Genomic DNA, 14,439 nt, shown 5'->3' on the forward strand with positions numbered 1-14,439 from the left:
TTATTTCCCTTCCTTCAACTTTTCAATTTCAGCTTTAAGCATATTAATTTCCCTTTGTAGCGCAGAACATTTTTCTTCCACTGGATCAGGAAGTTTATGATGGTCCAAATCTCTTCTTATCTTTTTCCCATCTTGAATGACGACCTTACCAGGGATACCAACTACGGTTGAATTATCAGGCACATCCTTAAGTACAACGGAACCTGCCCCTATTTTGGCATTTTCGCCAATGGTTATCGAGCCTAATACTTTCGCTCCAGAAGCGATCAGTGCATTATCTTTAATCGTCGGATGTCGTTTCCCTTTTTCTTTCCCTGTTCCACCTAACGTTACACCTTGGAAAATGGTTACATTATCCCCGATTTCGCAAGTTTCCCCAATGACTACTCCCATACCATGGTCGATAAATAAGCGGCGGCCGATTCTTGCCCCGGGATGTATTTCAATACCTGTGAAAAAGCGGCTAATTTGTGATATAGAGCGGGCAATAAAGAATAGCTTTCGTTTGTAAAATGCATGTGCTATACGGTGGTACCAGACAGCGTGTAATCCTGAATAGGTTAGAAATACTTCAAAATACGTTCGGGCTGCAGGGTCTTGTTCGAAAACAACATCCATATCATCCTTCATTCGCTTGAAAATCCCCATTAACAATCCTCCTCTATATTGTTCTCAAAAAGTCAGAAAAAGCGCCCCTGTGTTAGATAACACAGAGACGCTTTTTGGCGCGGTTCCACTCTGTTTGGAGGTAAATTCCTCCCAACTTATGCTCTAATAACGGTAGAGTACCGCCGTTATGTACTAAAGTTTTCCATAACGGACTCAAAGGGGCACTTCATAGTAAGTGGTTAAAATCACTTCCAGCCTAGGTGATTTTCTCTGTGTAACGGGCTTGCTATTACTTTCCCTTATCAACGTTCTTTATTTATTGTATTAATACTATATTATAGTTTGGGTGAAATGTGAATTAGATCGCTCATATTATTTTATCTTTGTACCGAACCCGCGGCTGGAATACACTGCGCTTTCCGCGAGCGGCTGGTGAGCCAGGCTACTACTTGAGTAATCTTCTCCGCTGCCTTGCACCGAGGAAGCCTACTCCGAAGCGTTACTAGCAGACGCAGGTGCATCACCGGGGTCTCACCTAAGCCTATCCTCCCACTGGAGTCTCCGTATATTCGGACCGCTCAGAGCAATCTTCTTATTTTACGCCCGAGCTATTACACATAACTAGTAATCCGCTAAAAATCGAATTACTTAAGCTCCTAATTCTCTTAATAATTTATCTAGGCGTTCTACGATTACTTCTTTTCCTAGTAGTTCGATTGCTAGTGGTAGTTCTGGGCCGTGGGTTTGGCCGGTTGTTGCTACTCGGATTGGCATGAATAGTTTTTTGCCGCGGTGTCCGGTTTCTTTTTGGGTCGCTTTTATTTGTGCTTTTATGGTATCTTTATCGAATTCTTCTAGGTGAATTAGTTTATCGGTGAATACTTGTAGTACTTCTGGAACTTGTTCTTCTGCTAGAACAGCTTTAGCTTCTTCATCTAGCTGAATTTCTTTATTAAAGAATAAGTCTGTTAGTTCTACGATTTCTTGACCATATCGTAATTGCTCATGATATAATCCAATTACTTTTTCTGCCCATTCTTTTGTATCTGCATCCATGTCAGCTGGTAGTCTACCTGCTTCAATTAAATGTGGCATTGCTAAGTCGATTACTTTATCTAGTTCTGAAGCTTTAATGTATTCTCCGTTCATCCACTTCAATTTTTGCATATCGAAAATAGCTGGTGATGTAGATAGTCTTTCTGGATCGAAAATCTCAATTAGCTTGTCTTTCGTAAAGATTTCTTCTTCCCCAACTGGAGACCATCCAAGCAATGAAATGAAGTTGAATAACGCTTCTGGTAAGTAACCAAGATTCTTGTACTGCTCGATAAACTGAAGAATATGTTGATCACGCTTACTTAGTTTTTTACGATCTTCATTTAGAATTAATGTCATATGTCCAAATGATGGTGCTTCCCATCCAAATGCTTCATATACCATTAACTGTTTTGGTGTATTAGAGATATGCTCTTCTCCGCGAAGGACATGTGTAATACCCATTAAATGGTCGTCAATAGCAACAGCGAAATTATAGGTTGGTACACCATTTCGCTTCACCATTACCCAATCACCAAAGTCACTAGATTCAAATTTTATTGTGTCACGCACCATATCTTCAAATGAATAGGTTACATTATCTGGTACACGGAAACGAATGCTTGGTTTTCTACCTTCCGCTTCAAATGCAGCTATTTGCTCAGGCGTTAAATCACGATGTTTCCCTGAATATCTAGGTGGTTGAGAATTAGCAATTTGCTCCTCACGTTCTTGTTCTAGTTCTTCTTCGGTCATATAACACTTATAAGCTAAACCTTTATCTAGTAATTCATTAACATATTTATTATAAATATCTAGACGCTCCATTTGGCGGTATGGTCCGTAGTTACCACCAACGTCAGCACCTTCATCCCATTCTACTCCAAGCCACTTAAGGAACATAAGTTGGCTCTCTTCTCCGCCTTCAACATTACGCTTATCATCTGTATCTTCAATACGAATGATGAACTTTCCATCAAAATGCTTTGCATATAGATAGTTAAATAAAGCGGTACGAGCATTACCAATATGTAAATGTCCAGTTGGACTTGGTGCATATCTCACACGAACTTCTTTTGTCATAGTTGGTCTCTTCCTTCTTTTATAAATTTATGTATGTTCATTTCTTATTACATTATAACAAAAAGAGGGTGGGACAAAGGTGTTCTATTCAAGAAAAATCCGAAATATTATGGTAAGTGCATATACCCCGCTCCGGAAATATACTACGCTTTCCGCGGGCGGCTAGTGAGCCTCCTCGCTCGTTCCGAGCTGTGGGGTCTCACCGATGCCTTTCCTCCCGCAGGAGTCTCCGTATATTTCCGGAGCTAATATTTCGTATCATTCGTCTTTGAATTCAAACATCTAGGTTTTGTCCCAGCCTCTTGTATTTATTGTTTCTCCAATATAAGTTATACCTTTTTTATAATGCTTTTTCAAGTAATTTTGGCTTTGCGAAAATCATTCGTCCAGCAGAGGTTTGTAAAACACTCGTTATAAGTACTTCTATCGTTTTTCCAATATAATTTCTGCCTTCTTCAACGACTATCATTGTGCCATCATCTAAATACGCAATTCCTTGATTTTGCTCTTTACCATCCTTAATCACTTGAACCATTAGTTCTTCTCCTGGTAATACGACAGGTTTTACTGCATTCGCAAGATCATTAATATTTAGAACGTGCACACCTTGTAAATCACAAACTTTGTTAAGATTAAAATCATTTGTTACCACAATACCATCAATTACTTTGGCTAACTTGATTAATTTACTATCTACTTCTTGAATTTCCTCAAAATCGCCTTCATAGATTTCTACTTTAATAGGTAGTTCCTTCTGAATACGATTTAAAACGTCTAAACCGCGACGCCCACGATTTCTTTTTAGTACATCAGATGAATCTGCAATATGCTGCAACTCACCTAATACAAATTGGGGGATAATAATCGTTCCCTCTAAAAAGCTCGTTTGACAAATATCTGCAATACGACCATCAATAATAACACTAGTATCTAGTATCTTTGCTCGAGGTTGAACCGTGTCCGTTGCATCACCATCGGACGACCCTCTCTTTTTCTCCTTACGGTTGATACTTAGAAGATTGATTAATTCATCTCTCCTTCTAAATCCAACCTGGAATCCAAAATAGCCTAATAGAATCGTTACAAACAGCGGTATAACCTTCGAAACAAATTCAATCTCAATTTCTTGAATTGGTAAGTTAATTAAAAATGCAGTTACTAGCCCGATGATTAATCCTAGACTTCCAAAAAGTAAATCACCTATAGGTATTTTTACTAATCCTTCTTCTATCCACCTCAAAAAATCTACAATATAATCCGTAACGAGATAGGAAAAAACAAATAATATAATTGCACCTAATACTGCACCTAAATACGGTGATTCGACCCATGATAGATCGGTAAAATCTAATAGCCTAATAACATATGGTATATATAAATACCCAATGGTACCCCCTGAAATAATAAAGAATAAGTGTACAATCTTTTTCAGCACCACTGTCACCTCCTAACCATTATTATTGCCTATTAACCTAAAATAATAACCATTTTTTACAAATAAGAATAGTACTTCACCATAATAGCATAGCTTTAAAAAACAATCAAACTGGCAAAACCATAAATTTTATCACAGCGTTATTTATAAGTCAATCAAAATTCGACAAAATTCTAGTAATTTTTTAAACTATTATCTTGGCACACCGATATTTAATGCCTCTTGTATACTTTTTACACCAATGACTTGAATATCTTTCGGAATCGTCCAGCCCTCTAGATTGTTTTGTGGGCAAATCACTCGTTTGAACCCGAGCTTTGCCGCCTCTTGAACACGCTGTTCAATTCTAGAGACACGCCTAATTTCACCTGTTAGTCCCACTTCTCCTATAAAAATATCATCAGGTCTAGTTAAAATATCACGGAAGCTCGATGCAATACTTATTGCAACAGCTAAATCAATCGCTGGCTCGTCCAGCTTGACCCCACCAGCAACTTTAATATAGGCATCTTGGTTTTGTAGCATTAATCCGACCCGCTTCTCCAAAACAGCCATCAGTAAGGAAACTCGGTTATGATCTACCCCTGTTGCCATTCTTCTTGGGTTTCCAAAGCTAGATGGAGAGATTAAAGCTTGTATTTCCACTAAAACAGGTCTTGTCCCTTCCATTGAGGCAACTACCGTTGAGCCCGCTGCGCCTTGTGAGCGCTCTTCTAAGAAGATCTCGGATGGATTCAGTACTTCTCTCAAACCCTCTTCCTTCATCTCAAAAATACCCATTTCATTGGTACTACCAAAACGGTTTTTAACACCGCGCAAGATACGATACGTATGATGTCTTTCACCTTCAAAATAAAGTACAGTATCTACCATATGTTCTAATAGTCTTGGACCGGCAATAGCACCTTCCTTGGTAACGTGTCCAACAATAAAAATGGGAATGCCGCTAGTCTTCGCAATACGCATAAGCTCACTTGTACATTCTCTAACTTGTGAAACACTACCAGGTGCACTTGTTACCTCTTCACGATAAATCGTTTGAATAGAATCGATTATAACTAGTTGAGGCTTTAATTGCTCAATCTGATTCGTAATGGTAAGTAAATTGGTTTCTGCTAGGACATATAATGAATCTGAACTTACCCCTAATCGATCTGCACGAAGCTTCGTTTGTCTTATAGATTCCTCACCGGATATATATAGTACAGGAAGTTGTTTATTGGCAATTTGGGATGATACTTGCAGTAAAAGAGTCGATTTCCCAATACCAGGATCCCCACCAATTAGAACTAGTGATCCAGGGACTATTCCTCCACCTAGTACTCGGTCTAATTCGTTTACGTTCGTCGTTATTCTAGGTTCTTGTCTTGATTCTATTGCGGTTATTTTTTCTGGTTTGCTTCCAGGAGTAGATATTCCACTAAATGTGTGTCTAGCTTGTTTTCCTGTAATTTCTGTCTCTTCTACAAAGCTATTCCAGTTATTACAGCCTGGACATTTTCCCATCCATTTTGCAGATTCATATCCACATTCTTGGCAGACAAATTTTGTTTTTCTTTTTGCCAATGATCTCAGTCCTTTCGGATATCTCTATTATATACGTACAAGCTGTTCCTATGGTTACAGTAATCTATCAATTTAGTTTAATTTTTCCTAAAGTTTGCCACATATTGGACAATAATTGTTTATGTTTAGTTGTTGATCGGTGTCCGCAGCCAGTATACACTTCGCTTTCACTTCCAGCACAGGGGCGACATCTGCTCGAAAAAAACCATCGCAGTGTCTACCTTGCCGCCGGGCGGCTGGTAAGCCAGGCAACTACTTGAATAAGCTTCCTTGCTGCCTTGCACCGAGGAAGCCTACTTCGAAGTGATGCTAGTAGACGCAGGTGCATCACCGGGGTCTTATACCTAGGCCTGTCCTCCCGCTGGAGTCTTCGTTTATACTGGCTGCTCAGAGGATTTACCTTATGCAAACTTCCTCTCTAGAAGTGCTGCGGACTAGGTAGCCCAGCCCTTATTATATATTTTGCATCATAACACAAAATTCCATGGTAGAAAAAAACTAGAAGGTAAAAAACCTTCTAGTTTTAACATGAGATTATGATGAATTGTTACGGTAAAATAATGAATTCGCCTTTGTTATTTAGGCCGATTTTTACTTTTTCACCAATTTTAATGGTTCCTTTTAGCAGTTCTTCTGATAATAGGTCTTCGATGTTCTTTTGGATGGATCGGCGTAATGGTCTTGCTCCGTATTCTGGGTCAAATCCTTCATTAGCAATCTTCTCTACTGCTTTATCTGTCAGGCTGAAATCAATTTCTTGTTCCCTTAAGCGTTTTTGAACGTCTTTTATCATTAGCGTGACGATATACTTCATGTGTTTTTTCTCTAGAGAATGGAACACAATGGTTTCATCAATTCGGTTTAGGAACTCAGGACGGAAGGCTTTTTTCAGTTCATCCATTACTTTTGATTTCATATTGTCATAGTCCTTGTTTTCATCACCTAAGTTGAAGCCTACAAATTTATTACGCTTTAACTCACTTGCTCCAACATTCGATGTCATGATTACAACCGTATTTCGGAAATCTACTACACGACCTTTTGAATCTGTTAGGCGTCCATCTTCTAGTACTTGTAATAGAATGTTAAATACTTCCGGATGAGCTTTTTCAATTTCATCTAATAAGACAACGGAGTATGGTTTTCTACGTACTTTTTCTGTTAATTGGCCACCTTCTTCATAGCCAACATATCCAGGAGGTGAACCGACTAGGCGAGAAGTAGAGTGTTTCTCCATATACTCAGACATATCAATTCGAATCATTGCATCTTCATCGGCAAACATTGCTTCAGCAAGTGCTCGTGCTAACTCTGTTTTACCTACCCCTGTTGGTCCTAAGAAGATAAAGGAGCCAATTGGTCGTTTCGGATCCTTAAGACCCGCACGCGCTCTTCTAATCGCTTTAGAAACAGCTTTAACCGCTTCTTCTTGCCCGATTACACGATCATGTAAAACTTCCTCTAAGTTAAGAAGACGTTCACTTTCATCCTTTGTTAACTTGGAAACTGGTACACCAGTCCAAATAGAAACAATGCTTGCGATGTCTTCAACCGTTACTTGGGAATCTTCTTGTCCTTGTTTTTCTTTCCATTCATTCTTTGTCGTTTCTAATTCTTCACGTAGGCGCTGTTCCGAATCTCTCAATGATGCCGCCTTCTCAAACTCTTGGCTTTGAACAGCAGCATCTTTTTCTTTACGTACTTCTTCAAGCTTTTGCTCTAAGTCCTTTAAATTAGGTGGAATTGTATACGAACGTAATCGTACCTTGGATCCCGCTTCATCAATTAAATCAATTGCTTTGTCTGGTAGGAAACGGTCTGTAATGTAGCGATCTGATAATTTAGCAGCTGCATCAATCGCCTCATCTGTAATCGTTACACGGTGATGCGCTTCATAGCGATCACGTAATCCTTTTAAGATTTGAATCGTTTCATCTAATGTAGGTTCATCCACTTGAATCGGCTGGAAGCGTCTTTCAAGAGCCGCATCCTTTTCAATATACTTACGATACTCTTCTAAAGTTGTAGCACCGATACATTGTAATTCTCCACGTGCTAAGGATGGTTTTAGAATGTTAGATGCGTCAATTGCACCTTCTGCTCCACCAGCACCAATTAACGTATGCAACTCATCAATAAAGATAATGATATTGCCTGCTTGGCGAATTTCTTCCATAACCTTCTTCAAGCGATCTTCAAACTCACCGCGATATTTTGTACCTGCGACAACCGTACCCATATCAAGTGTCATTACTCGCTTGTCACGTAATGTTTCTGGTACTTCATTATTAATAATTTGTTGTGCTAAGCCCTCAGCAACGGCTGTTTTACCAACACCTGGCTCTCCAATAAGTACTGGGTTATTTTTCGTACGGCGACTCAACACTTGAATAACACGTTCTATTTCTTTACTTCTTCCAATAACCGGGTCAATGTTGCCTTCTTTGGCGCTTGCAGTTAAATCACGGGCAAGGGAATCCAAAGTCGGTGTATTAGCGCTCGTTGCCTGGCCACGTCCTTGTCTACCTGCCTGAGACTCATTACTACCTAACAGCTGTAGTACCTGTTGTCTGGCCTTATTTAAACTAACACCTAAGTTATTTAAAACTCGAGCGGCAACTCCTTCACCTTCTCGAATTAAACCAAGCAAAATATGCTCTGTTCCCACATAGGAATGACCTAGTTTACGAGCTTCATCCTGCGATAGTTCTACTACCTTTTTGGCTCTTGGGGTATAGTGAATGGTTTGCATTGGCTGCTTCCCAGTTCCAATTAGTTTCTCAACTTCTTCTTGGATTTTGGATACTTCTAACCCAAGAGATTCTAACGCTTTTGCAGCTATTCCTTCCCCTTCGCGTACTAATCCAAGTAAGATATGCTCCGTACCTATATTGTTATGCCCTAGACGTACGGCTTCTTCTTGTGATAGGGCTAATACTTTTTGTGCTCTTTCAGTAAAACGTCCAAACATCATATGAGATTTCCTCCTACCTATTCCTCAAATTGTAATCGTTCTCGGATTAAAGACGCTCTAAGTATATCTCTCTCTGAAGCACTTAACGTCTTTTTCGCATAATGCTGCAAAAAACCTGGTTGTGTTAAAACCATTAGCTCATTAAGTATATTACGTGAAATATTTTTAATGATTCCTAAATCTATTCCTAGACGTACATTCGATAAACATCTTGCGGCTTCCTTTGATTCAATGATTCTACTATATTTCAGTACTCCTAAAGAACGGAAAATACGGTTCTCTAACACGATACCCGATTGCTCTAATATTCTAGTTCTAGCCTTCCGCTCGTGTTCGATTAGCTGCTGAACAACACTCTCTAAATCCTCGATAATATGTTCTTCTGCTTTTCCTAGTGTAATCTGGTTGGAGATTTGAAAAATATTACCTAATGCTTCACTACCTTCACCATAAATACCTCTCACAACTAGTCCTAACTGATTGATAGCTGGCATCATGCGGTTGATTTGCTTGGTCATTGCTAGTGCGGGTAAATGCATCATCACAGAGGCTCTCATACCGGTACCTACATTGGTAGGGCAACTTGTTAAAAATCCTCGCGTTTCATCAAAAGCATAGTTAACCTTTTCTTCAATCCAATCATCAAATTGTAGCGCCTTATTTAATGCTTTCGTTAATTGTAAGCCTGGGAAGTATATTTGAATACGGATATGATCCTCTTCGTTGATCATAACGGATACTTGTTCATTACCAGATATGAGGGCAGCTGCTGCTCCTTCTTTCTTCGCTAACAACGGACTAATAAGGTGCTTCTCTACGAGTACACTTTTTTCAATCGCTGTTAAATCACGAATAGAAATAAATTCAAAGCTTTTATATTCCTCAAATGAAGTATGTTCATACTCATGCTGGAAGAACTTTCGAATTTGCTCCAAATCCTTCTGATCTGCAATGATAGGAAATGGCATATCGGCAAAGTTCCTTGCTAAACGGATGCGACTACTTAGAACAATATCATGATCTGGACCTTGTTCACGCATCCATGGGCTAATCGCCTCATTCATGAAATGTTGAAGTGTCACCTGAATCCCTCTCTTCTTTACGATTAATATTCGCTTCCAATTCCTTAATCTTATCCCGAATAACAGCAGCCCGTTCAAACTCTTCATTAATAATCAAATCTTGCAGCTCCTGTTTATAGGTAGCTAACTGTTTCTTTAAATGCAAATTGCCACCTTTTCGTTTGGGAATTTTACCGCGATGCTCTGTGTTTCCACTGTGAACACGGCGGAAAATCGGATTAAGATTAGCAGAGAAAGTATGATAACATTCGCCACACCCGAATTTGCCAATTTGTTTAAACTCCGAAAATGTTAATCCACATTTAGAGCATTGCGTCTCTTTTCCTTTGTCCAAATGGGTTCCAGCAGATCCTATATTTCCAGATTCAAAGTTAAATAAACCAGTTAATAAATTATGAAGAGAATATCCCTCTTCAGGATATGTCAGATAACCTTTTTCTTTGGCGCAAGCCTCACAAATTTGTACTTCTGTTTTATGACCATTAATAACCTGTGTATAATGCAAGGTTGCTGGCCGCTGATGACATTCTTGGCACTCCACTCTGATTCCCCCCTTAATCAAACTTAAAACCATTTTAATGTTTAATGATATTTTAATGTCGTAAGCATTGAGGTTAAAATGCGGGCCCTTAACTCGTCTCTTAACGGTAGTTTAAATGCCAATGTCTCTCTACTGATTCCATTAGCCATAATCTTTGCTTCTCTTTCTGTAATAAATTCATCTTCAACTAGACGTTCAAGCACATTGATTGCAGCTTGTTGTGTTACTGTCGGGTTAATCAATCGAATAATTTCATCAATCATCTCAGACCTATCTCGATGTCTTACCCGAATAATGCGAATATATCCTCCTCCACCACGTTTACTCTCCACAATATAGCCTTTTTCTATTGTAAAACGAGTGTTAATAACATAATTGATTTGGGATGGCACGCATTGAAATCGATCGGCTATTTCGCTTCGTTTAATTTCAATAGCGTCTTGACCCTTAGCATGTAATACTTTCTTTAAGTACTGTTCAATTACATCTGAAATATTACTCATTTGATTCCCTCCTAGATATAAGAGTAATCTAAGTACTACCTTTCTGACTTTGACTATCTTTGACTTTACTTTTATTATACTTCAAATTTTATCAGATGCAACTATCTTACAATTTCTATTGTAGACAAATTCAATCAAATCAAAACCATGTACAATTAAGTTCTTTCTATTAGAATGGTTTTAAAAACCTGCACACATTTTTATATGTACAGGTTTTTGATTGAGTAGGTATTATCTTTCAGACACACTTTTTACAGCATCTATAGCAGACAAGCTTTCAAACAACTTAATTTTATTTAAATCCTCTTTAGGGTCCACTTTAATAAAGATACTGCGCAAATCATTCTCTACTTTAATGACTTCCACTTGTTTTACTTTTAAATCACTTTCTTCAATCACGGAGACTACCTTGTTTATTGGTAAACCAGGATAGGAAACAATTTCTACCACTAAGGAGTTCTTTCCGCCTCGTGTAAAAAGCTTCTCAAAGTTATTAAGAAAAACAAGGCTTAATAAAATAATTAATGTCGTAAATACTGCAACTGCATACATGCCTGCTCCAACTACTAGCCCAAGACCAGCCACTGCCCAAATAGAGGCTGCAGTTGTTAATCCTCTTATCGTTCCACCATAAACCATGATCGTTCCAGCACCTAAGAAACCAATCCCACTGATTACATAAGAAGGAATACGTGCTGGATCAAATCGTACATTATCATACTTATCAATGTATGCCTCAAACCCAAATAACGATAGGAGCATCATCAAACATGCGCCAACACCGACTAAGATATGCGTACGAAATCCGGCAGAGTGATTCTTAAGTTCACGTTCAAAACCTATCAAGCCTGATAATACGAGTGCTATAAGAACACGTACAATAATCAGGAAAAAATTATCGTCTATAAAGTCTTCAAAAATGGCATTCATGTTAGCTCCCCTTCTTCTACTTATTTATCTATTATCAGTTTAGTATAATTAAATGTAAATATGAATTTAGAATTAATTTTGGGTAAACAAAAAAACCAAGAGACGATTTAATCATCTCTTGGTTTACTATTGCCTGGCAACGTCCTACTCTCACAGGGGCAATGCCCCAACTACCATCGGCGCTGAGAAGCTTAACTACTGTGTTCGGTATGGGAACAGGTGTGACCTTCTCGCCATCATCACCAGACAATGGTTTAGATATAAAATTTAATTTATACCCTAAAAACTAAATAAGAGTAAACAACGAATATCAAAAAAAAGTTAGTTAAGTCCTCGATCTATTAGTATCCGTCAGCTCCACGTGTCACCACGCTTCCACCTCGGACCTATCAACCTCATAGTCTCTAAGGGATCTTACTCACTCGAAGTGATGGGAAGTCTCATCTTGAGGGGGGCTTCATGCTTAGATGCTTTCAGCACTTATCCTTTCCACACGTAGCTACCCAGCTATGCTCTTGGCAGAACAACTGGTACACCAGCGGTGTGTCCATCCCGGTCCTCTCGTACTAAGGACAGCTCCTCTCAAACTTCCAACGCCCACGACGGATAGGGACCGAACTGTCTCACGACGTTCTGAACCCAGCTCGCGTACCGCTTTAATGGGCGAACAGCCCAACCCTTGGGACCGACTACAGCCCCAGGATGCGATGAGCCGACATCGAGGTGCCAAACCTCCCCGTCGATGTGAACTCTTGGGGGAGATAAGCCTGTTATCCCCGGGGTAGCTTTTATCCGTTGAGCGATGGCCCTTCCATGCGGAACCACCGGATCACTAAGCCCGACTTTCGTCCCTGCTCGACTTGTAGGTCTCGCAGTCAAGCTCCCTTCTGCCTTTACACTCTACGAATGATTTCCAACCATTCTGAGGGAACCTTTGGGCGCCTCCGTTACCTTTTAGGAGGCGACCGCCCCAGTCAAACTGCCCGCCTGACACTGTCTCCGAACCGGATTACGGTCCTGGGTTAGAAGGTCCATACAGCCAGGGTGGTATCCCACGGATGCCTCCACCGAAGCTAGCGCTCCGGCTTCTAAGGCTCCCACCTATCCTGTACAAGCTGCACAGACATTCAATATCAGGCTACAGTAAAGCTCCACGGGGTCTTTCCGTCCTGTCGCGGGTAATGCGCATCTTCACGCATAGTATAATTTCACCGGATCTCTCGTTGAGACAGTGCCCAAATCGTTACACCTTTCGTGCGGGTCGGAACTTACCCGACAAGGAATTTCGCTACCTTAGGACCGTTATAGTTACGGCCGCCGTTTACTGGGGCTTCGGTTCAAAGCTTCGGGCTAAGCCCTAACTCATCCCCTTAACCTTCCAGCACCGGGCAGGTGTCAGCCCCTATACTTCGCCTTTCGGCTTCGCAGAGACCTGTGTTTTTGCTAAACAGTCGCTTGGGCCTATTCACTGCGGCTTCTCATACAAGAAGCACCCCTTCTCCCTAAGTTACGGGGTCATTTTGCCGAGTTCCTTAACGAGAGTTCTTCCGCTCACCTTAGGATTCTCTCCTCGCCTACCTGTGTCGGTTTGCGGTACGGGCACCATAAATCATGGCTAGAGGCTTTTCTTGGCAGTGTGAAATCAGGAACTTCGCTACTAAATTTCGCTCCCCATCACAGCTTGAGCTTAAGTTGGACGGATTTGCCTATCCAACACTCTCACTGCTTGGGCGCACACATCCATCGGTGCGCTTTCCTTATCCTACTGCGTCCCCCCATCGCTCGTAACGATTATGAGGTGGTACAGGAATATCAACCTGTTGTCCATCGCCTACGCCTTTCGGCCTCGGCTTAGGTCCCGACTAACCCTGAGAGGACGAGCCTTCCTCAGGAAACCTTAGGCATTCGGTGAAAGAGATTCTCACTCTTTTTTCGCTACTCATACCGGCATTCTCACTTCTAAGCGCTCCACCAGTCCTCACGGTCTGACTTCACAGCACTTAGAACGCTCTCCTACCATTGTTCGTAAGAACAATCCGCAGCTTCGGTGATACGTTTAGCCCCGGTATATTTTCGGCGCAGAGTCACTCGACCAGTGAGCTATTACGCACTCTTTAAATGGTGGCTGCTTCTAAGCCAACATCCTGGTTGTCTGTGCAACTCCACATCCTTTTCCACTTAACGTATACTTTGGGACCTTAGCTGGCGGTCTGGGCTGTTTCCCTTTCGTCTATGAACCTTATCACCCATAGACTGACTCCCAAGATAAAGTATCTGGCATTCGGAGTTTGACTGAATTCGGTAACCCGATGAGGGCCCCTAGTCCAATCAGTGCTCTACCTCCAGTACTCAACTCTTGAGGCTAGCCCTAAAGCTATTTCGGAGAGAACCAGCTATCTCCGTGTTCGATTGGCATTTCACCCCTACCCACACCTCATCCCCGCATTTTTCAACATACGTGGGTTCGGGCCTCCAGTCAGTGTTACCTGACCTTCACCCTGGACATGGGTAGATCACACGGTTTCGGGTCTACGACCGCATACTAATTCGCCCTATTCAGACTCGCTTTCGCTACGGCTCCGTGTCTTCCACTTAACCTCGCATACGATCGTAACTCGCCGGTCCATTCTACAAAAGGTACGCCGTCACACATTAACGTGCTCCGACTACTTGTAGGCACA

Annotated in this window: 9 protein-coding genes, 2 rRNA genes and 1 other annotated feature; all 11 genes read right to left on the minus strand. The window is 40.8% G+C overall.

Going from position 1 to position 14,439, the window contains the following annotated elements; all coding sequences use genetic code 11:
- A complete protein-coding gene (gene cysE / locus TE34_RS02775; RefSeq protein WP_201777665.1) occupies positions 1-648 on the minus strand; it encodes a serine O-acetyltransferase in 648 nt (215 codons plus the stop codon).
- Between the two features lie 60 nt (positions 649-708).
- Positions 709-924: a binding site (T-box leader), on the minus strand.
- 333 nt (positions 925-1,257) lie between these two features.
- A complete protein-coding gene (gene gltX / locus TE34_RS02780) occupies positions 1,258-2,727 on the minus strand; it encodes a glutamate--tRNA ligase (RefSeq protein ID WP_047983308.1) in 1,470 nt (489 codons plus the stop codon).
- Positions 2,728-3,067: 340 nt separating this feature from the next.
- Positions 3,068-4,162 carry a PIN/TRAM domain-containing protein gene (locus TE34_RS02785; protein ID WP_047983309.1) on the minus strand — a complete coding sequence of 365 codons (1,095 nt, stop codon included), beginning with the start codon at positions 4,160-4,162 and terminating at the stop codon, positions 3,068-3,070.
- A gap of 192 nt (positions 4,163-4,354) precedes the next feature.
- Positions 4,355-5,728, minus strand: coding sequence for a DNA repair protein RadA (gene radA / locus TE34_RS02790; RefSeq protein ID WP_047983310.1), 1,374 nt, complete (start codon positions 5,726-5,728; stop codon positions 4,355-4,357).
- Positions 5,729-6,275: 547 nt separating this feature from the next.
- Positions 6,276-8,702, minus strand: coding sequence for an ATP-dependent protease ATP-binding subunit ClpC (gene clpC, locus TE34_RS02795; protein WP_047983311.1), 2,427 nt, complete (start codon positions 8,700-8,702; stop codon positions 6,276-6,278).
- A 17-nt stretch (positions 8,703-8,719) separates the two neighbouring features.
- Positions 8,720-9,784, minus strand: a complete 1,065-nt coding sequence (locus TE34_RS02800; RefSeq protein WP_047983312.1) for a protein arginine kinase — start codon at positions 9,782-9,784, stop codon at positions 8,720-8,722.
- On the minus strand, positions 9,759-10,325 hold the full coding sequence (locus TE34_RS02805) for a UvrB/UvrC motif-containing protein (RefSeq protein WP_047983313.1): 567 nt from the start codon (positions 10,323-10,325) through the stop codon (positions 9,759-9,761). Before TE34_RS02805 ends, TE34_RS02800 begins: the two co-directional genes overlap by 26 nt.
- 41 nt (positions 10,326-10,366) lie before the next feature.
- Positions 10,367-10,828: a CtsR family transcriptional regulator gene (locus TE34_RS02810; RefSeq protein ID WP_047983314.1), complete on the minus strand. Its 462-nt coding sequence runs from the start codon at positions 10,826-10,828 to the stop codon at positions 10,367-10,369.
- Positions 10,829-11,059: 231 nt separating this feature from the next.
- On the minus strand, positions 11,060-11,758 hold the full coding sequence (locus TE34_RS02815; RefSeq protein ID WP_047983315.1) for an MgtC/SapB family protein: 699 nt from the start codon (positions 11,756-11,758) through the stop codon (positions 11,060-11,062).
- 131 nt (positions 11,759-11,889) lie between these two features.
- A 5S ribosomal RNA gene (gene rrf, locus TE34_RS02820) occupies positions 11,890-12,005 on the minus strand.
- Positions 12,006-12,079: 74 nt separating this feature from the next.
- Positions 12,080-14,439, minus strand: a 23S ribosomal RNA gene (locus TE34_RS02825); the annotation flags it as partial.

Source organism: Ornithinibacillus californiensis (assembly GCF_001038485.1).
Classification (GTDB): domain Bacteria; phylum Bacillota; class Bacilli; order Bacillales; family Amphibacillaceae; genus Ornithinibacillus; species Ornithinibacillus californiensis.